Raw genomic sequence first — 19,543 nt, 5'->3', positions numbered from 1 at the left:
TCAACACTGGCGAGGAGTTCCCAAACGAGAGGCTGGCGAACATGATTTCAGGCTCAATCACATCGTGGCTCGAAAGCGGAATGCGAATCGACAACTTCCTCTATGCGAGCGGCGTCGATGTTGACGAGATCGAACGCATCATTGGCGCTCCGATCAGCGAATTGCTGAATGGGGACGAGTCAATCTGACCCGCCCCCCCTATGCCGGTCGTGAAGCTCCAGCCCTGACCCCCAACACCGTAGCCCAGTGTTGCGTGTTTTTGCGCAATGTTTGGAAGTGAAAAGCTAGGTGTCATTGGGGTTGTCCCCTTCCTGCTCCTGCCAAGCGAAGTTGGCGCTGATGATCTTGCCAACACTGACACCTCCTGAAAACTTCTTTGGTCGAAGCGTCTTCATTTTGAACAAGAAGACACACAGAAACATTAATCCCCAGACTCCAGCGACGAGGATTGCCGCAAGCCAAACGTGATTGGTTTCCATTTGTAAATTGCCCCTCGTGATTATCGCTGCTATAAATGCATTCTAGGTAATGAGTTACGCCAATTGACAGATACTTGCATGTTTCCAGGCAAGCCCGCTTCCTAACCTTTAGACGCCGTTTTTTTAGTTTGGTTCCCGAATCCCTGCTCAATCTCGAAAATCGGGATTCCGTTCAACGGATACCTGAAAGTTAACGGTCGATTTGGAGAGATCGACGTTCCTTTTGAAGCATCTGCGGTAAGGGGGTCAAACTTCAAGCACCATTAGGGACACTAACAATGCCACCGAGGTTAGCGGCACGAGCGACATCGCCCTGATACAGCAATGCCTCGGAATGCGATGTTTGCTTTTGCTCACCTAAATACCGCATGAGACGCAAGACAAACGCCCAGAAAGTCACCGAGGGCAACCCAGGCCGACGCCCGATCACCGCTGATCCCGATTCCATCAAGGGAATGCCCGCACAGCCGCCGATTCTGCGAGGCGAGGCCCTCGCAGAATGGCGGCGGATGATTTCCTTGCTCGACAAAGCGGGTATTCTCACGACCATCGACGGCGCAGCCCTCACCATGTACTGCTTGAGTTGGGCCAGATACGTGCAGGCCGAGCAGAAACTCCATGAGCAAGGCCCAGTCTTTGAGGCGAACGGTTTTCTAAGACTCTCGCCGTGGGCAAAAATCAGCGACGAAGCGGCCAAGCAGTGCCGGGCGCTGCTGATTGAGTTCGGTTTCACGCCGGCCTCAAGGCATCGAGTGGATATTCAGACGACGATCACGCCAGAGGCCGACGAGTTTTCCCAGTTCGTAGCATCGAGGAACGTTGGGTAAGGCGAAAACGAGGCTCACGAGCCAGAAAGAGATTGCCAAACACGTCGATTGGTACGGGAAAATTGATGCGGCGGCGCTGAAAGAGGGCTGCACGTTCGATCTGGCGGCGGCAAATCACGTTTGCCAGTTCTTTGAGAACTATCTCCAGCACTCGAAAGGTCGTTGGGCAGGCCAACCGTTCATCTTGCAGCGTTGGCAACGTCGGGAATTGATGAGGCTGTTCGGTTGGCGTCGTGGAAATGTCCGTAGGTTCACATCCGCACTATTTGCCGTTAGCAAGAAGAATGGGAAATCCGCCCTTGGGAGCGGAATTGCGATTTATTTGCTTTGTGCTGATGGGGAGCCGGTCGCTGAAATCTACTCGGTGGCTACGGATCGAAGCCAAGCCAAAATTGTGTTTGACGAAGCCAAGAGAGCAATCCTTGCGAGTCCGAAACTTAGGCATCGCTTCACGATCCTGAACAACGTGATCGTGCATCGGGCGAGCCAGAGCAAATACGAGGTCTTATCGGGCATCGCCGCCAACGCTGACGGTAAAAATATTCATGGCTGTTTATTCGACGAACTTCATCGGCAGAAAAGTCGTGACCTATTCGATACGTTGACTTATGGCGGGGCTGCGAGAGAGCAGAGTCTCATGGTCAGCCTCACCACTGCGGGGCATGACCGCAAGAGTATCTGTTACGAGCAGGTAGAGTACGCACGCAAAGTCAATGAAGGCACGATTCTTGACACTTGCTTCTTCGGTTTCATCGCAGAAGCGAGTCCAGAAGACGATTGGACTTCTCCCAAAACTTGGAAGAAGGCCAATCCGTCGATGGGCGTCACGATCAGTGAGGCCGACCTAGCCCGACGATGCAAAGAGGCTCAAGACAGCCCAAGCAAAGAGAACGCCTTCAAGCGATTCCGGCTCAATCTTTGGACCGAGCAGGAAACAAAGTGGTTGAGTGCGGCGCAGTGGCAAGCGTGTGAGCGGAAGAAGTTCGATTGGGAGTCATTGGAACATCAGCAATGCTGGGCCGGACTCGATTTGGGCATTCAGAATGACATCAGCGCCCTGGTTTTGCTCTTCAAGACCGAAGACGGCTACGCAGTGAAGCCGTTCATGTGGTGCTGCGAGGAAACGATCAACGGCAAACGTGAGCCGTGGTATCAGCAGTGGAAGAAGGCGGGGCTAATCAAGATGACGGACGGCAACGCTGTCTCGTATGAGCAGATCAAGGCCGACATCATCGACATCGCCCAGGAATATCAGATCGAAAAGCTCGCTATTGATCCGATGAACGCTTCTCAATTGGCGCAAGATTTGGTCAATGAAGGAATCGAGGTTGAGTTCTTCCGACAGAACTTCGGGCGCATGAACGAACCGACGCAGGCGCTTGAACGGATGATTCTGCGGCAGGAGATTTTCCACGACGGCAACAAGTGTATGGAGTGGCAGTTCGGAAACATCGTCATCGACTCCGATCCCTACATGAACATCAGGATCAACAAGAAGAAGTCATCCGACAAAGTGGATGCTTGGATCAGTCTCGTAATGTCTGTCGGCCTCGCCATCGCCGATGACGGCGGCTCGGCCTTCAATTAGCCGGAGATAAGTAAGCCACGCCCCTAAATACGGGATGCAATGGTTATCAAATCTCTTTGAGCGTGTCAGCAGTTTCCGGTGGCGAGATATTTCGGGCGTCAATCCCTCGCAGCCGTTGTGGTGGTCACCACCAACGGCTGCTGGAATCGAGATTACCGAACACACGGCAGTAAATCTCAGTACCGTCTCGGCTGCACTGACGGTCATCGCAGGAACGGTGGCAAGTCTTCCGCTCCCCGTTTATCAACGGCTCGCTACAGGCGGCAAGCGACGGGCCGCTGAGCATCCTCTCTATTACTTGGTACACGATGAGCCGAACCCCGAAAGTTCGGCGTTGCAGTTTCGAGAGTCCCTGCTCGTTCATGTTTTGCTGCACGGAAATGGATACGCCGAGATTGTTCGTGACGGCGCAGGCCGACCGATTGAGTTGTGGCTGCTGAATCCAGGCCAAGTGACACCTTTCTACAACAAGAGAGGGGACTTGCGCTACGAGGTCATCAGCAACGGCAAGCCCAAGACTCTTTGGCCCGAAGACATCATCCACGTTGCAGGTCTCGGCTTTGACGGTGTGCGGGGCTACGGTGTGATTGCTAGGGCCAGAGAATCGTTGGCACTGACTGCGGCCACAGAACGATTCGGCGCTTCGTTCTTTGGCAACTCTGCGAAGCCCTCAGGCGTCTTCACGCATCCGGGCAAACTGAAACCGGATGCAATCGCCAAGTATCGGGAGAACATCGAGAAGCAGCATCAAGGCGTCGATAAGGTTGGCAATTTCATCATCACGACCGAGGGGACAACCTACACGCCGTTCACCATTCCACCGGAAGAAGCACAGTACCTTGGTACACGTGAGTTCCAAATCTCAGAGGTCGCTCGCTGGTTTTCGGTACATCCGTACTTTCTCGGAGATATGAGCCATTCGACATTCTCGAACGGCGAACAGGCAATGTTGCATTTCACGATGCACACGATTCGCCCGCTTTGCGTGCGAATCGAATCCGAGTTCAACCGCAAGCTCGTAATGCCGGGCGAGCGCAGTGAATACTTCTGCGAGCACTTGATTGATGGGCTGCTGCGTGGCGACATGATCACCAGATACACGGCCTATGCGATTGGAAGAAACAATGGTTGGATGTCGGCGAATGACATCCTTCGCAAGGAAAACGAGAACCCGATTGCAGGCGGCGATGTGTATTTGCAGCCGCTCAACATGGCGAGCGCCGCACCAGTTCCGCCGCAGCCTTCGGTGACTCAGCCAGCCAATCCGCCGAACGATACGAGCACTGGACTACTCCAGCAGCAAGCGAGCCTCTATTCCTTCCCGCAGAGAAATGCAGGATTTGCAGAAAATGCCGGACACCAGGTCCGTACTAATTGGGACATTGACCAAGTTGCGCCCGCCGCTCTGGAAGCGGTGCAGGGAACGGTTCGAGATGCTTACGGCAGAATGAATCGGCGAGAAGCAACCGCACTTCGCCGAGCGATCAAGAAGCCGAATCTCGCAGAGTGGGCCGACGAGTTCTATCCACAACATCGCTCTTTGCTCATTGAGTCTCTGGCGCCGAGCGTCCGTGCTTACCTCGCCGTGACCGGCTCGGCCAGCACTCCAGAGCAAGTGACCGAACAACTTGCCGAACGGATCACGAGGGAGCGCCGTGCGTGGCTTACAGACGCCCTAGCGGCCAATCCTGAAATTGGGCAGGGACTCGAAACGATGTTTGAGAAAGCCGCCTCCGATCTTGAAGTCAGCACTGACGACATTCTGATGATGCTGAAACACATTGCCGAACACCCAGAGAGTTTGCCAACATCGCCCACTAAATAGGGCATGAACAAGTCATCGCCGAACGTCCCGCCGAATCGTGAAACAAGAGCCTTCCACCGTGCAGCCACGGTAGAAGGCGAACAAGACAAGCCAATGATCGTTGGCTATGCCGTCGTCTGGGATTCAGTCAGTGAAGTGATTCACGAGCGAGGCAAAGTCTTTCGTGAGGTGGTCCGCAAAGGCGCTTTCACAAAGTCCCTGCCGCATGCCGACATCATGGCGCTGTACGACCACAACACCGGCTTGCTTCCCCTCGGTCGGAACAAAAGCGGCACTCTCCGGCTCGTAGAAGATGACATCGGACTTCGAGTTGAGATTGATCCGCCAGACACACAGCAGGCGAGGGATATTGTCGTGAGCCTGCGGCGTGGTGACCTCGACAAGATGAGTTTCGGTTTCTGCGTCGTGGTTGATGAGTTCCGCCAGGAAGGGGACGAACAGGTTCGAGAGATCATTGAGGCCGACATTTTCGATGCCTCAATCGTTTGCTTCCCCGCTTACGCCGACACGAGCGTTGGCCTTCGCCGCCTTGAATCATGGCGGCAGGACATGCTCGCCATTGCTCAACGACACACTGAGCGACTGGCTTACCTTGAGCGGTCGCTGCGCCTTGCAGAAGCCGAACTCGGAAATTCTGCACAGGCCCTCTAAATACTCTCGCAGGCCATCGCTACCGACGGCCTTCACTCTCGGCTGCTTGTGATGCAGTCGATTCGCAACTTGCCAGACGGCGAACCGTTTACGGCATGAGCACAAGCAACGTTGGCAGAAGTCTGCCTTTCCCCGTTTCGCAACAAGTTGGAGAACGATGAAGTCCGTAGCAATAAGAGAACAACGAGCAAAGCTCGTACACGACGCACGTGAAGTACACGAGCGTCACAAGGCCGAAAACCGTGACATGTCGGCTGATGAGAAGTCGCAGTTTGAAGCCATGATGGCCGAGGTCGATGCACTCAAGCAAAAGGTCGATGAGATCGAAGCAGGTGAGGCCGGCGAAGCCGCTCAAGAAGAGCAACTCGCAAAGGCCGAGGAAGAATTGAAGTCGAGTCAGGGCCGCAAGGTCGCTGCTGACTTCCGCAGTCGCAACAACGACCGCAGCTCCAAGGATTCAATGGACAGCTTCCGCCGCTGGTTGAATACCGGCGACACTCGTGGACTTGTCGCTGACACCGACAACTCCGGTGGTTACTTGGTCGCACCGCTTGAGTTCAATGCAATGGTCTTGAAGACCGCTGATGAACTCTGCCCAATTCGACAACTCGCCACCAAGCGCACACTGGGCAACGTCAAATCGCTCGGTACTCCGACGCTCACCAAGATGAGCGCCGCAACCTGGACAACGGAAGTGTTGATCGGCTCTGCTGATTCCACAATTGCGACTCCAAGCCGTCGTGACTTGACGCCTTACAAACTTGTGAAGCTCGTTAAGGTCACCAAAAAGTTGCTCAACATTGGAACTGTCGATCCAGAGAATGTCGTCGCCGAGGAGTTCGGTCGCACGTTCGCTGAGACGGAAGAAAATGCCTTTTCAACTGGTGATGGTTCAAGCAAGCCTCTTGGCGTGTTTTACGCCTCGGCTTCCGGTATCAGCACCGGTCGTGACGTAAGCACTGACAACACTTCGACAGCCTTTACTTACGACGGTCTGATCAATGCACAAGCATCGGTCAAGGGCGTCTACCGGAAGAGCAAAAGTGCTGCGTGGATGTTCCACCGTGACGGTATCGCAATGGCTCGCAAGCTCAAGGACGGCGAAGGTCGTTACTGCTGGCAGCCAAGCGTTCAACTCGGCGAACCTGACACGTTGTTGGGCAACGCAGTGTATGAGTGCGGCTTCGCACCAAACACGTTCACGACTGGGTTGTACGTCGGTATCTTCGGCGACTTCTCGTATTACTGGATTGCTGACCGAGGCACTATGGACGTTCAACGATTGGTTGAACTCTATGCCGCTACCGGCGAAATCGGCTTCATTGCAGAGCGTTACCTTGACGGTGCGCCAGTCATTGAAGAAGCCTTCGCTCGTGTGAAGTTGGCGTAGTCCAATCGTAAGATCGAAACACTCAATCGCCCTCGCCGGTCTGACCGGCGAGGGCGATTTCATTTCCCAAGGAGGCCCATGTCCAATGACTATCTCGATAACTCAACGCTGGAAGACACCATCGCACGATTCCAGGCCGCAACAAAGGAAGGTCGAACGAGCGAAGCAAAGCAACTTGAGGACCAACTAGCCCGCTACTTCTACGTGCTGGCAGAGAACATCATCGTCGGCTTCAAGTTCAAGTCGCTCGACTTCGACGATGCACTTCAAGAGGGCGTTTGTGTCGCTCTCCAAAAATGCAAGCGGTTCAATCCATCGTTTGTTGGAAAGAGCGGCAAGAAGCCGAAGGCCTTCAACTACATGACAACGTGCATCCTGAACCACCTGCGGCAGATGTTTCGGAATTGCAATCGGGTACACGACACACACAAGCGCTTCTATGAACATCTTGTGAATCAGAAAACTGATTCGCAGCCAACTAGATACTCTCGCTCCGATGTTCATCGTAACTAGGTGAGCAATTCCGCTCACTGCAACCAATCGGGCGAAGAGGTTTCTCATGGCAAATTACGCACCCAAAATCTACAAGGACAACGGCGGCAATCGAATGACGTTCGGCGCTGGCTCTTCTCTCGTGAAGGGCGACAGCACATCGAACAAGGTCAAGTTCTCAATCGCCTCAGGTTCGTCCAACATCAGCAACGTGACGATCACGGTCGCTGACCTCGATGACACGGCAGCCGCTGCTGTTCATCACCTTGATGTGTGGCTCTCTGATGCTGCTTCCGGCGCAGGCCTGACCGGAACGACTGCGAGCGGCACTGTTACGAACAAGTCAGCAAGCGGCGTGGTCCTCAGCACCTACACGGCCAAGAAGGCATTGCGAGTTCAGACTCTCGCAACAGGTGTCTTCACTCTTGAAATCACGGACACCGCCAAGAGCGGGTTCTATGTTTGCGCTGCTGGGCCTGATGGCCGAGCATTCGTTTCGAGCCAACTCGTGACAGGCAGTTACGGTTAATCGGCCTGTCAGATCAATATTGAAAAACACACTGCCCCGCCGTGAGAACGGCGGGGCAGTTTCATAGGGAGGTAAATGAATTGCGAGAAGATCAAGCACGACACTCAGGAACTAGCGCTGCGGCATGTGATCCGGTTGCACGGCTACAGTAGCGAGCGTGTTTGTCAGAAAGTGTTGAACGCCTATCACTGTGAAGAATGCCGTGCGTGGCACATAGGACATTCTTACATGGGCAAAAGTCATCGTCGTTGGCTCGAAACCGTAAGGGTGATGGTCAAGACTCACCCGTGGGAAATGGCCTGCTTGATGTGTCTTCACCTTTACCGGCAGATGCAGCGTGAGCGAGTACCAACTCACCATCAAGACACTGATTGCTGACTCTCAAAGACTATTTCCGAGAAAATCTTTCATGCACCCCGAAGGAGGTGCAGTCAGGATTTTTCGATCCGACAAGATACCCGCAGTCACGAGCAACTTCGCTCTGGCAAACCGGTTTTCTGAAAGGTTCTGAATCATGGCCGCTAAGTCCACCAAGTCCGCCGCTCCCTCCGTCACCGCTCCTGCTCCTGCTGAAAAGAGCAAGGCGCAAATCGTGCAGGATTACAAGAACGCCAACCCAGAAGCCACGCCGAAGGCTATCGCCGAGGCGCTGGCTAAGCAGGGCGTGGAGATTAACGCCCCGCACGTCTCGTCGATTCTCTCCCACGCTCGGGCAGGAAACGGCGGCGGTAAGGGAAGCAGTGTTGAGAAGTTCAAGGATCAACTGCGACTCGCTGGTGCGTTCGCCAAACAGCACGGCGACATCAAGAAGGCCCTTGCTGCCATTGAGAGCGTCGGCGGCTTCATTGATGCCTGCGGCTCGTCGGAGAACGCCAAGGCCGCACTTGCTGCGTACAAGGAGATGGCTGATTCGCTTGGTGGCTAGTCCCTTGCTGAATCGACGCACGGATTGCTAACAAACGCCCTCGGAGTTCCGAGGGCGTTTTCGTTTCTGCCCACCTAAATACTCCATGCGAGTAATCCTTATCAAGTCAATCCACGGCGCTGTCGGCAGTTTCGACGAGGGCCAAGAAGCCGACCTTCCAGAAGCAATGGCGCTGGCACTCATCGAAGCGAAGGCCGCAAAGGCTGTCGAACCTCAGCCCAAGCCAAAGCGAACGAACTGCCGCAAGCCAAAGGCGGAAGAATGAGCAGTTCGCTAGTGACACCACCGGCAGCCGAACCGCTGACGACTGACGAGGCCAAGCTCTATTGCCGGATTGAATCCGACTTCACGGCTGAGGACACGATCATCGCTGGCATCATCCAATCGGCTAGAGAGTATGCGGAGACATTCCAGGCTCGGCAACTCATTACCGCCACTTGGAAGTTGAAGCTTCATTGCTTCCATTACGAGATCGAACTGCCACGCCCGCCGTTGCAAAGCGTCACGAGCATCACGTACATCGATCCTGATGGCGTCACGCAGACGCTTTCCACGAGCGTCTATTCAGTCGATACCGACTGCACCCCTGGAGTCATCAGGCTCAAATACGGGCAGATGTGGCCAAGTGTGCGGGGTCAAAATGACCCGCCCATCGTCGTTACGTTCATCGCTGGTTACGGCGCTACATCGTCATCAGTCCCCGCCAGGACCAAGGACGGAATGGGCATCTATTGCGATTGGCGCTATCGGGATCGTGATGGAACAAGGCCGATGCCTCCGGCCGTTGATTCGCTCCTGATGGGCGAATGCTGGGGGCAGTACGCATGAGCTACGGCTTAGGACTTGAAACAGGTTCGATGCGTTGGCGTGTTGAGTTCCAAAAGCCAGCAGACGTTGTGACCTACGACGAGACGAACGCCCCGATTGAAACATGGGAAACCGTTTCAACCCGTTGGGCCGAAGTCAAAGCATTGAGCGCCGGGGAGCGTGTCGCCGCTCAGTCGTTGCAGGCCGAGGTTACGCATCAGATCACCCTCCGTAGCGGCTTCGATGTGTTACCCACTTATCGCATCAAGTTGGGAACAAAGATTCTCAACATCGTCTCGGTCGTGCCTGACATCGACCGCACGACGATCACGGCAGTGCAAGTCATCGGGGAGACCTAATGACCAAGCCGCAAACGATCAAGGTCGAAGGACTCCCGCAACTCATCAAAGCGCTTGGCGAATTTGAAAAAAAGATTTTCAACAAGGTTCTCAAGAAGGCGTTTCGTGAAGGTGCGAAGGTATCGCAGAAAGCCATCAAGGCCCTGATTCCCAAGGGGGAAACGGGAGCGCTTCGCAAAGCCTTGAAAGTTCGGACGCTCGCCAGAAAAAAAGATCGAGTAGGCATCTCCGTGCAAATGGGCGAAGGCTCATTTCAGGGTGCGACTTTTTACGGCGGGTTCCTCGAATGGGGAACGAAGAACAAGGAAGGCCAAACGAAGATCGAGGCCCGAGAGTTCATCAAGAAAGGTTTCAACGACTCGAAGGAAGCCGCTGCCGCCGCAATGGTGAGAACGATCAAGGAAGGCATTAACGCAGCAGCCAAAGAAGCGGCCCGAGAATCGGGAGCGACTGCGGCTTAGAAAGTTGTTCGCTCGCACTAAATACCCCTGAAACCCTTTTTCAGGCAGGTATCAGTGAGCAATTTCAGTGACTATTGCGAAGTAAAAGTTATCGACCACATCCTGAGGTCTAGCACTTTCTCAAAGCCCTCAGGAATCTACTTGGCCCTCGTTACGACGCTGGCCACGGACTCAAGCACAGGTAGCACACTCGTTGAGCCAAGCGGCGGCGGTTACGCCCGCTACAGTCTTGGCGCTCCTGCTGATGCGACTTGGACAAGAGGTTCAAGCACAACTGGCGTGGCCACGAATGCAGCGAGCATCACGTTCACAGCGAGCGGTGGCAACTACGGGACGGTGGTTGGAATCGCATTAGTGGATGCCGCTACTAACGGTAACGTGTTGCTCTATTCAGGAACGCTCACCGGTGGCTCTAAGACGATCAACGACGGCGACAGCCTCGTTTTCGCAATCGGAGACATTTCCGTGACCGTGGCCTAGTGACTCAATCAATCGAAGCAAACATCAGCCTCTGGCTCGTGAAACGAGTCAGAGGCTTTTTCATGCGCTGGCCGTCCTAAATACGACATGGCCTTTACTTCAATCCTCGGCAGCGACGACGCCAAACTAAGCAACATCATTCTCGGATTCACCCCAGAGGATGAAGGCGGAGGCGGGACCACTTACGACGGAGCGGCATCGCTCACCGTATCCGGTTCGCTCGCCTCAAATGCTCATCTATCAGCCAAGGCAGCGTCAGCCCTTTCAACATCAGGCACGGTCTCAAGTGCGGCACACCTTTCTGCTAAAGGTTCTGCATCGATCACGGCTTCCGCCGTTCTCACGTCGAACGCCTCTAAAGTCCGTTACGGCGCTGCATCGATCACAGCAGCCGCTACGGTATCTGCGAACGGTCATTCGGTAGCCAAGGGTGCAAGTTCCCTGACTTGTACTGCGACCGTATCAAGTGCCGCTCACTTGTCCGGTAAAGGTTCGGCAGCTTTGACCGGTGCTGCGACTATGAGTGCCAACGGATCACAAGGGAAGTTTGGCGCTGCGTCCCTGACTGCGAGCGGTACGTTGACAGCCGCCGCAAGTCGATCAGCGAGGGGAGCGGCATCGCTCACCGCTGCGGCTTCATTGATGGCGAGCGGACTCAACGTGAAGTATGCCGCTGCTGCAATCGTGGTCAACGCTTCATGCAGTGCAGAAGCGACCAAGGGAAAGGTCTCCGCCGCCACCATGATCGGCGCTGCGGCTTTCTCGGCGAGTTGCACGGCGATTGTCCATGGTCAGGCGAACTTGATCGGCTCAGGATCATTGACGGCAGAAGCGACGGCCACGAAGCCTGCCGCCGCTGCAATGTCCGCAACTGGGACAATGACCCAGACGGCCCACCGTATTCAACATGCAGCCGCTTCAATGCTGGTTTCAGGATCGACGACGGTTTCAGGGCATCGAGTTGCAAAAGGACAAGCAGCGCTCACAGCCTCGGCGACAATTGCCTCGGCTGCTCACTTGGAAGCCCAAGGCTCTTCGGCCCTCGCAGGCTCTGGAACAATTCAAGCGACCGGCGGCAAGAGGAAATATTCTGCCGCCGCAATGACGGTTTCAAGTGCGTTGAGCGGTTCGGCCCATCGACTGGCGAAAGGAAAATCATCGCTCACGGCAGCGGCCACGGTCAGCGGAAGTGCTTCACGCCGCCGAGCCGCAGGAGCCACGCTACAGGGGGCTGGAAGTCTACAGGGCCGAGCAGTCGCTCAGAAGCCTTCGAGCGCCGCTGTGGCCTTCTCTGGAAGCCTGGAAGCCGAAGGAAAACGCTCTCGAACGGCAGCGGCGGCGGTCTCTGGCTCAGGAAGTCTTTCAGCGGCGGGAAGGATCAATCGGGCCTACTCCGCAGCGGCTTCGATGACCGCTCACGGCTCTCTTTCAGGATCAGCGAAACGAACTCAAGAGGCAGCAGCATCGCTCACCGTTACCGGTTCGCTCGCTTCCACAGGACATCTAACAGGCAATGGAGCAGCGACCCTTTCAGCAACAGCCCAACTGTCGGCGAACGCTCACACAGTCGCCAAAGGTTCGGCGGCGATGTCGGGCGTCGTGACTCTTGAAGCGGCAGCGTGGGAACACATCGTTACAGCGACCGTCTGGCACTTGCTCCACAGTGTAGAACTCTCGGACCTGGTCGGAAGTCGCATTTATCCGAGTTACGCAGTTCAGCAAGGACACTTCAAGGCCAAGTCTCCGCTCATCCTCTACGAAATGACCGACTACCAGCACGAACACGATCTTGATGGAGCGGCAGGCGTTGCTCTCGCCACGATTCAGTTCGACGTGATGAGCAACAGCCACTCAGAGGCAATCGCCGTGGCGAATGCTCTCAAAGCCGAACTGCAAGGCTACAGCGACATGCTGCACAGTCGGGACGCTTTCAATGTCTGGTTAGAGAATCAAAGCGAAGCATCAGAGCAGCCCGACCCTGGCTCTGATGTGACCATCTACGTACAGACGCTCATCTTCAATGTGCTGCATCGTGAAACGAGTCCGATGTTGCTGCTGCCATATGACCTCGGCAGCAAGCAAGTCGAGAAAGGTATAGTCACGTACTTGCTTTCTCAACCAAGTCTGTCGGCCATCGACAACCGGTTGTTCCCGCTTCGCAGGCCGCAGCGTTCGGAACTTCCTGCGATTGTGTATCGCAGGAAGAGTACGACCGAAGATTTGGACCTCGAAGGCGGCATCGACATTGTGCAGCCGGTGTTCGAGTTCGAGATCATCAGCGACAACCACGCCGAGGTCTATCTCTTGAGTGAGCACTTGCGAAACGTGCTCGATGGACTTACCGGCGCCATAGGCGAAACGAACACACTCACTGTCACGATGCTTGGCGAGTCCGAGGCGTGCGAACTGCAAGGCGCAGGAAAGCAGACGGCATATTACCGTCTGACGCAGGAATACGAGTTCATGCACCGAAATTGAAACTGCCTTCCCTAAATACCTCGTCACCATTTTCAGACGAGGACTCATGGCAATCATCAAGGGCAGCAAGACAAAGTTTCGTATCGGGGCAGACATTGTGGCCCATCGAGTTTCCATCTCTGGCGTCAATGTCACGGTTGGAAAGTGGGATGCCACAGACCTCGACAGCGACAACGTGGTTCAAGCGCCGACTCTTCCTGATCCTGGCGAAGTCACCATCACCTACAACGTCGATCTAAGCGAATCGGTTCACGTCGATATGCTCAACGACATCGGCGTTGAGAAAGCCATGAGCATCGAGTACCCCACTGGTGAGACCAACAAGTTCCTCAACTTCCGTGGTTGGATGAGCACCACCAACATCGGCGAATCGAATCCGACGAACTACGCCCAAGGCACAAGCACGATCACCCTCGTAACACTGCCAGCGTGGGGCAGCTCCGCCGTCACCTCGTAAGGAATCAATTGGACAAAGAAACTCTGCTCGCATTGTGCGAGCCAATTAAAGCCGTGACCATTGGGAGCGATACGTTCCACCTGCGGCGAATCGGCCAACTCGCAAAGATCGATCTGACCGACAAGTACATTAGGCCGTTCATTGAAGACAAGCCAGAGAGACGCAAGAAGCTCACACTGGCCGAACGTCGCAGTCTCTCGGTTGATGCCAAAGCCAAGGCCCATCAGGAGGACCGTCGCAATGCTGAAATGCAGCTCGACGTTCTGACGCTCTCACTCTGCGATGAAGCAGGTGAGCCGCACTTCTCTCTGGCCGAACGTGACACCGTGGCCGCATTCCCAACCGCCATCTACAACGGCTTGGTTGATGTCGCTTTCTACCACTCGTTCGACAACGCAACCGTCGAAGCAGACGCCGACGCTAAAAAAAACTAATCGAGGACAACGAGCATCTTCGTTTCCTACTTCGCTGGGCGCTCAAACTGGGCAAGACCAAGCGGCAGCTCCTTTCTGAAATCACCTACGAGGATTTCATAGAGCAATTTGCGTTCTACCGGTTGGAGCCATTCGGTGACGAATGGCGACAGACGGCGACTATCGCACTTCCCCATTACGTCAGTTCCGACAACTCCATTGAACTCGAATCGCTGATGCCGATTCCTCGGAAGCCTGAACAGCCCATCGACGAGAGCGAGGACCAGGATATTGCAGCCGAGATTGAGAAAACCAACAGAATGTTTGCCCGCAAGGGAATCAGGCTGAAAGACGAGACGGAAAAATTACCTCCATGACACTACCCTAGAGTATGAGTGTTAGTGAAAAAGACAAAGAGCGGATGCGAGCGTACTACGCAAACAACAAGGAACAGTTTCGGGCGTACAAAGTCGCCAACAGGGCCAAGTACAACGATTATCGCAAGACTCGTAGGCGACAGTGCGGCTACGAACCCAGCCACCCCAATCACAAGAAAGGCCGACACGGCTCTTGGCAACAAAGGCGATTGCGGTTCTATGCGTTAATTTCGCAAGTGAAGTTGATGTACGGCTGCATGAATCCCGATTGCGGCTGGTGCAAGGCGTTCTCTGCTGAACAACTTGATTATCACCACATTGAACCGAAGTCACATTGCGTCTCGCAGATGTCGGGAAAGCCCGTGACGGCGGTAGTTGCTGAAATCAATAAATGCGTTGTGCTGTGCGGAAACTGCCATAGGCGCCATCATGCTGGGGGACTAGACCTGTCTGGAATTGAGCGATGCAATGTCGATGAAGAAGGTCGGCTCGTTGGCTAAATACCAACATGGCAGTCATCGGCGCTCTCAACGTACTTCTTCAAGCTTCCACCTCCGGCCTCACGGCAGGACTCGCAAAGGCTAAGGAGAAAGCCACGGATTTTGTTAAGTCGTGGATTCCGTCGTGGCAGAGTGTCGGCCTTGCAGTAGGTGCAGCGGCTCTCGCTGCTGGCGCAGCGTTCGCCGTCCTCGCCAAACAAGCAGCAGATAACGCTGGGCGTCTTGATGACCTCGCACAAAACATCGGCACGACTGTCGATCATTTGCACGCCCTCGAATACGCCGCACACATGAGCGGCGTATCAGCTGGCGACCTCGAAGGCATTCTCTCGAAGCTCAACATTCTGCTCGCAGAAGCAGCAATGAACGGTGGGCCGACCGCTAAGGCCCTCGAACGCATCGGCCTTTCAGCGTCTGAACTCACTAAGTTGGACATTACCGACGCTTTCAAAAAGATCGCTGATGGACTCGCAGGCGTTGAGCATGAAGGCATGCGTGCCAGTCTCGCAATGGACATCCTCGGCAAGGCAGGAACAAAGGCGATTCAGTTCGCTGGGCGGGGAGCGAAGGGCATCGAGGAACTCGAAGCCAGAGCGAAACGACTCGGCATCGTGATGAGTCAGGTCGATGCTGACAAACTCAATGCCGCTCAGGATGCTTTGGACGACATTGCGTTCGTCGTGCAGGGACTCGGCGCCAAACTCGCTGCTGACCTCGCACCGGCGCTCGTCTCAGTGGTGGAACTCTTCACCGAAGGCGAGACGACCGGCAAAGACATGCTCGACATGATTAACGACATCGCAGATGTGACAGTCATCGCCGGTGCAGTTGTCATCGGCGTATTCGATGCGTTCTACGACTCCATGATGTTGGCCCGCACTGGCTTCTATGCGACTGAACAAGCAGTGATCGAATCCGTTTCGACAATCACCAAGGCTGCAAACCGAGCCAGCAAAGCGCTAGGTCTTGGCAAAATCATTGACACAACAGAGATCGAAAACTTCCGCTCCGATGTTGAGACAGCCAGAGCGGAAGTTGATCGTTTGACCGGCATCGCCACGAAGTCAAATGCAGGTATCGACTTCTGGGAGAAGTACAACCATCAAACGAACGTCTTCACTGAATCGCTCAAGAAGAACCGTGATGCTTTGATTGCTCAAGCAGACGCCATGAATAAGGGCGAGGCCGAAGCCGAGAAGTGGATTGAACAACTCCAAGAGCAGCTTCAAGTCGTGGGCATGAGCACCGACGAGGCGAAACTCTGGAAGTTGGAACAGCAGGAGATCAATAGCCTGCTGACGAACCAAGCACGCAGCCTACTTGAGCAGATCAAACTCAAGGAAGAGGCAATTGAGAAAGAGAAAGAACTCGCCAAAGCGGGCGAGGACAGCGCCAAGAAGGCCAAGGAAGCAGTTGAGAAGCAAATCGAAGCAATGCGGGACAAGATAAAGGCCGACAAAGAGGCCCGAAAGAATGCCGCTGATGCTGTCCGTGAATCAGTGAAGACTGACAAAGAGAAGCGGGGCGACGAAATCGCACGGCTCACGCAGATGCTATTCGCCGGCGACATCAACGAGGACACGTTCAACAAGGCGTTCAAGAAGGCCAAGAGCGGCGAGCCGCAGGAGAGCCGCTTCGCAGGCCTAGCGCTTGCTGGAAGTGCTGAGGCTCGCTCGTCGATCCTTCGCAACCAGAGCTTGAACAACAACCCGCAGAACAAGATTGCAGACAACACGGCCAAGATGCTGCTTGAAGCCAAGAAACAAACCGAGAACCTTGTGAAGGTTGTGACGGGCGTGCAGAAGTTCCAAGTAGCAAAGTGGTAACAGGAGGACTATGCCGCATCTCAGAAACATTCCCGACCCCGCTGGCTGCTCATTCAGCCGAGACGACAAGGGACATCGCACTCACGTTGTATCTTGGCTTTCCGAATACAGTGACAGAGCGATTGACACGCCCCACATTGTGGGGCGTGAGCAATCGCCTCAGAACCGCTCATCTCATGCCAGCGACGTGAAGGCCCTGTGCGTCTCTTCCAACTGCGCCTTCTCAAGTCTCAGCGGCAGGCGTGGCATCGTCTTCAAGATCACAGCCACTTTCAACACTGACGTTGAGCCATTCGCAAACCCGCTCGATGAACCGCCTGTCGTTCGCTGGGGTTACACGGCTGACACGAAGATTGTCGAACACGACGTAAATAATGTCGCAATTTTGAACAAGGCCGGAGATAAGTTTGAGACTCCCGTTGAAGTCGAGGACGTTATCGAGTCCTTCACTTACACGTTCAACCTGCCGTACAACCCTCGCAATCTCGCCAAGACCTTCCGCAACAAAATCAACGATTCGGACTGGCTGGACTTCTTTGCCCGTACTTGCCGTTGTCGGGGGATTGAAATCTCCGAACGACAGACGGCGATGATTCCGACCGGCGAAGCGGACGACAAGAAGATTTACTATTGGACCGTTACAGGTGAGTTCGCCATTCGTGATGACGAATGGAAAGTCAGAATCCTTGAGCAAGGGTATCGGGAACTCAAGGGCGGCGTGCTTGTTGATATTTTCATGCCAGACGAGGACGGCAACCCAACCGAAGAGCGTGCATCGTTTCCGATTCTGCTCGACAACGCTGGCGCTGCTCAACTCGTTGGACCGAAAGTTCCTGTCTATACGGACTGGGATGTCATCGAGCAAGCAGACTTCGACAGCCTTGGCATTGAAACGCTGGAAGGGTTCTAAATGGCCGGAGAGCAAGTCTATTTCAGCGATGAACAGAACCGTCGTATCCGAGACTGCGTTCGTTCCTACGAACGCAGTCAGCCACGTAATCGCCCCCAAGCCATCAAGCCACGTTTCAGTGGCAGGCCGGGGAAGTCGCTGACTCGTTTTCAACTGCTCGAAGATTTGACGTGGGCCAATGGTCACGCCAAAGCGGCGATTATGACTCTGAACGAGTCCGATGAGTGGGAAGTCGCTGACGGTGCGACTGAGATCGAAGTCTTTGACCCGTACAAGGGCGGCGACAATCTGGAGAATCGTTGGGTTGGCCTCGAAGGCTATCAGGGTTGGTGTCAGAGGCGTGGCAGCGCTTCGTTCGTTGATGAAGGCGAGTCGGAGTCTGAAAGCGATGACGAGACGAGAGCCGTTTACGACATCGTGGAAATGGAGATGCTTGCTCCTTGGGTTATGTGGCACGCTTACGAAGCCATCGACCCAGACGACATGAAGTTCCGAGCCACGCTTGTTAAACATGATTGGGGCATTGCACCGGTCGAAGGTTCTGACACGTTCTTTGTCTACGCTCCCTTCGGCCATGAGCAAGACATTGTGGAGGGCGCTTACGGCCAAGCGAAGTACGACTACAGCCAAGGAAAGTACTACGTTGAGAGTTACCAGCACGTAGCGTTGCGGGCCACTGCGTTGCTCAACGGCGACTGTTGCAGCAGCGGCACTCCCTCAATCGACAATTTCGTAATTGATGTGCAAGGCGATTACTGCTTGCCGCCACCAACGACGCCCACGGTTGCAACAAATCCGAGGGGTCACGCAGGCATCGACAACGCCAAAGTATTGCTAGAGCGTGCTGGCTTGAAGAATGCGCCGGGCGATGCGTTCGAGTGGAATTGGGAAGTTGTCGGAATTGCCAAAGTTGCCCGAACGCCAATCGTTGATTTGCGAGTTAACACCGACGGCGACGTGCAATGCAAAAAGGCAACTATCTACGTCGAAGCGTGCGGCCCAGTCGGAGACTGGGAAAGCCTGATCGAGGGAACGGACTGCTAATGAAGATTGCGACCCGAGACGGGAAGATAATCACCTACGTTGGGCTGTTCGGCACTGGCATCAGAACAACAAGTTCTGATTGCTGTTGCCCGAGTGAATGCCCAGCGTGTAGCGGTTCTGTTCCCTCTGGATGGAGTCTGTACTTTTACAACACGATTGACGAGTGCGGATGTCTCGAAGGAGAGACGATCACAATTGACCGTGGCACGCCGCTTACTGGAAGTGATCCGCTCGACTGCGGCGGCTACATCGTCGGCGCTCCCAATGTTTGCAGCACGGCAACAGGCCGCATTCGTTGGATAGGCATTAACATCGGCGAGAGTGGCCCGCCCACTTACTTGCGGCTCTCGATGCGAATCGACACCGATCAGGAGTTTTTCGGCGTGACGCCACCGATTGGGAGTTATTCATTCTCTGGCAACCTGGGCGCTGACCCAGAAGCCGCAACCGGTGGCCCGTACGATTGCACCGAGGGTGGCACTATCCACGTCGATGGTTGGGTAACTCGCTTCTCTGCCGAATTGATTCACTTTGGTTTCGATTGCGACGTGACACCGATTCCATGAGATGCGATTTCAAGCGAACCGAACCGGGCAAGGTGCAATGCATTAACTGCGGGCGCATCGTGCCGACGAACAACGAGCCACATCGAGTGACAGCAGTTTGCAGAGTGGGGATGGCGAAGGCGGCAGCGAAGCGGAAAGATTGTGGATGCGGCAAGCCTA

23 protein-coding genes are annotated in these 19,543 nt (G+C 54.8%); 21 read left to right on the top strand and 2 right to left on the bottom strand.

Annotated features, from left to right (window positions below):
• Positions 1-41: 41 nt before the first annotated feature.
• Complete coding sequence (locus tag M9Q49_RS34490; RefSeq protein WP_254513890.1) at positions 42-188, top strand: hypothetical protein; 147 nt, start codon at positions 42-44, stop codon at positions 186-188.
• A gap of 96 nt (positions 189-284) precedes the next feature.
• On the opposite strand, the gene M9Q49_RS34485 is transcribed toward M9Q49_RS34490, so the two are convergent.
• Positions 285-479, bottom strand: a complete 195-nt coding sequence (locus M9Q49_RS34485; RefSeq protein WP_254513889.1) for a hypothetical protein — start codon at positions 477-479, stop codon at positions 285-287.
• Between the two features lie 368 nt (positions 480-847).
• Between M9Q49_RS34485 and M9Q49_RS34480 the strand changes: the two genes are divergently transcribed.
• The 12 genes from M9Q49_RS34480 (at position 848) to M9Q49_RS34425 (ending at position 10,813) form a co-directional block, all read left to right on the top strand.
• Positions 848-1,306 carry a phage terminase small subunit P27 family gene (locus M9Q49_RS34480; protein WP_254513888.1) on the top strand — a complete coding sequence of 153 codons (459 nt, stop codon included), beginning with the start codon at positions 848-850 and terminating at the stop codon, positions 1,304-1,306.
• Positions 1,299-2,894: a terminase large subunit gene (locus tag M9Q49_RS34475; protein WP_254513887.1), complete on the top strand. Its 1,596-nt coding sequence runs from the start codon at positions 1,299-1,301 to the stop codon at positions 2,892-2,894. The genes M9Q49_RS34480 and M9Q49_RS34475 overlap by 8 nt, the downstream gene beginning before the upstream one ends.
• 34 nt (positions 2,895-2,928) lie before the next feature.
• On the top strand, positions 2,929-4,719 hold the full coding sequence (locus M9Q49_RS34470; protein WP_254513886.1) for a phage portal protein: 1,791 nt from the start codon (positions 2,929-2,931) through the stop codon (positions 4,717-4,719).
• A gap of 3 nt (positions 4,720-4,722) precedes the next feature.
• The gene (locus M9Q49_RS34465) at positions 4,723-5,370 is read left to right on the top strand and encodes an HK97 family phage prohead protease (protein ID WP_254513885.1); all 648 of its coding nucleotides are present in this window, start codon (positions 4,723-4,725) and stop codon (positions 5,368-5,370) included.
• 157 nt (positions 5,371-5,527) lie between these two features.
• Entirely contained in the window at positions 5,528-6,760 is a 1,233-nt protein-coding gene (locus M9Q49_RS34460; protein WP_254513884.1) for a phage major capsid protein, read from the top strand.
• Between the two features lie 78 nt (positions 6,761-6,838).
• Complete coding sequence (locus M9Q49_RS34455; protein WP_254513883.1) at positions 6,839-7,273, top strand: hypothetical protein; 435 nt, start codon at positions 6,839-6,841, stop codon at positions 7,271-7,273.
• Between the two features lie 46 nt (positions 7,274-7,319).
• On the top strand, positions 7,320-7,781 hold the full coding sequence (locus M9Q49_RS34450; RefSeq protein WP_254513882.1) for a hypothetical protein: 462 nt from the start codon (positions 7,320-7,322) through the stop codon (positions 7,779-7,781).
• Positions 7,782-8,295: 514 nt separating this feature from the next.
• The gene (locus M9Q49_RS34445; protein WP_254513881.1) at positions 8,296-8,706 is read left to right on the top strand and encodes a hypothetical protein; all 411 of its coding nucleotides are present in this window, start codon (positions 8,296-8,298) and stop codon (positions 8,704-8,706) included.
• Between the two features lie 261 nt (positions 8,707-8,967).
• Positions 8,968-9,534: a head-tail connector protein gene (locus tag M9Q49_RS34440; RefSeq protein WP_254513880.1), complete on the top strand. Its 567-nt coding sequence runs from the start codon at positions 8,968-8,970 to the stop codon at positions 9,532-9,534.
• Positions 9,535-9,563: 29 nt separating this feature from the next.
• Entirely contained in the window at positions 9,564-9,872 is a 309-nt protein-coding gene (locus M9Q49_RS34435) for a phage head closure protein (RefSeq protein ID WP_254513879.1), read from the top strand.
• The gene (locus M9Q49_RS34430; protein WP_254513878.1) at positions 9,872-10,333 is read left to right on the top strand and encodes an HK97-gp10 family putative phage morphogenesis protein; all 462 of its coding nucleotides are present in this window, start codon (positions 9,872-9,874) and stop codon (positions 10,331-10,333) included. The genes M9Q49_RS34435 and M9Q49_RS34430 overlap by 1 nt, the downstream gene beginning before the upstream one ends.
• Positions 10,334-10,387: 54 nt before the next feature.
• Positions 10,388-10,813: a phage tail fiber protein gene (locus tag M9Q49_RS34425; protein ID WP_449224123.1), complete on the top strand. Its 426-nt coding sequence runs from the start codon at positions 10,388-10,390 to the stop codon at positions 10,811-10,813.
• Positions 10,814-11,286: 473 nt separating this feature from the next.
• Here M9Q49_RS34425 and M9Q49_RS34420 read toward each other — a convergent pair whose 3' ends face one another.
• Complete coding sequence (locus M9Q49_RS34420) at positions 11,287-11,589, bottom strand: hypothetical protein (RefSeq protein WP_254513876.1); 303 nt, start codon at positions 11,587-11,589, stop codon at positions 11,287-11,289.
• 811 nt (positions 11,590-12,400) lie between these two features.
• On the opposite strand from M9Q49_RS34420, the gene M9Q49_RS34415 reads away from it, so the two are divergent.
• The 8 genes from M9Q49_RS34415 (at position 12,401) to M9Q49_RS34380 (ending at position 19,384) form a co-directional block, all read left to right on the top strand.
• The gene (locus M9Q49_RS34415; protein WP_254513875.1) at positions 12,401-13,291 is read left to right on the top strand and encodes a hypothetical protein; all 891 of its coding nucleotides are present in this window, start codon (positions 12,401-12,403) and stop codon (positions 13,289-13,291) included.
• 46 nt (positions 13,292-13,337) lie between these two features.
• Entirely contained in the window at positions 13,338-13,748 is a 411-nt protein-coding gene (locus M9Q49_RS34410; protein ID WP_254513874.1) for a hypothetical protein, read from the top strand.
• A gap of 8 nt (positions 13,749-13,756) precedes the next feature.
• Positions 13,757-14,182 carry a hypothetical protein gene (locus M9Q49_RS34405; RefSeq protein ID WP_254513873.1) on the top strand — a complete coding sequence of 142 codons (426 nt, stop codon included), beginning with the start codon at positions 13,757-13,759 and terminating at the stop codon, positions 14,180-14,182.
• A gap of 370 nt (positions 14,183-14,552) precedes the next feature.
• Positions 14,553-15,038 carry a hypothetical protein gene (locus tag M9Q49_RS34400; RefSeq protein ID WP_254513872.1) on the top strand — a complete coding sequence of 162 codons (486 nt, stop codon included), beginning with the start codon at positions 14,553-14,555 and terminating at the stop codon, positions 15,036-15,038.
• An 8-nt stretch (positions 15,039-15,046) separates the two neighbouring features.
• On the top strand, positions 15,047-16,864 hold the full coding sequence (locus tag M9Q49_RS34395) for a hypothetical protein (protein ID WP_254513871.1): 1,818 nt from the start codon (positions 15,047-15,049) through the stop codon (positions 16,862-16,864).
• Between the two features lie 10 nt (positions 16,865-16,874).
• Positions 16,875-17,774, top strand: coding sequence for a hypothetical protein (locus M9Q49_RS34390; protein WP_254513870.1), 900 nt, complete (start codon positions 16,875-16,877; stop codon positions 17,772-17,774).
• On the top strand, positions 17,775-18,818 hold the full coding sequence (locus M9Q49_RS34385) for a hypothetical protein (protein ID WP_254513869.1): 1,044 nt from the start codon (positions 17,775-17,777) through the stop codon (positions 18,816-18,818). It begins immediately after the preceding gene.
• A complete protein-coding gene (locus M9Q49_RS34380) occupies positions 18,818-19,384 on the top strand; it encodes a hypothetical protein (protein WP_254513868.1) in 567 nt (188 codons plus the stop codon). Before M9Q49_RS34385 ends, M9Q49_RS34380 begins: the two co-directional genes overlap by 1 nt.
• Positions 19,385-19,543 lie beyond the last annotated feature (159 nt).

The organism is Anatilimnocola floriformis, assembly GCF_024256385.1.
Taxonomy (GTDB): domain Bacteria; phylum Planctomycetota; class Planctomycetia; order Pirellulales; family Pirellulaceae; genus Anatilimnocola; species Anatilimnocola floriformis.
This window is presented reverse-complemented; position numbering and strand designations above follow the sequence as displayed.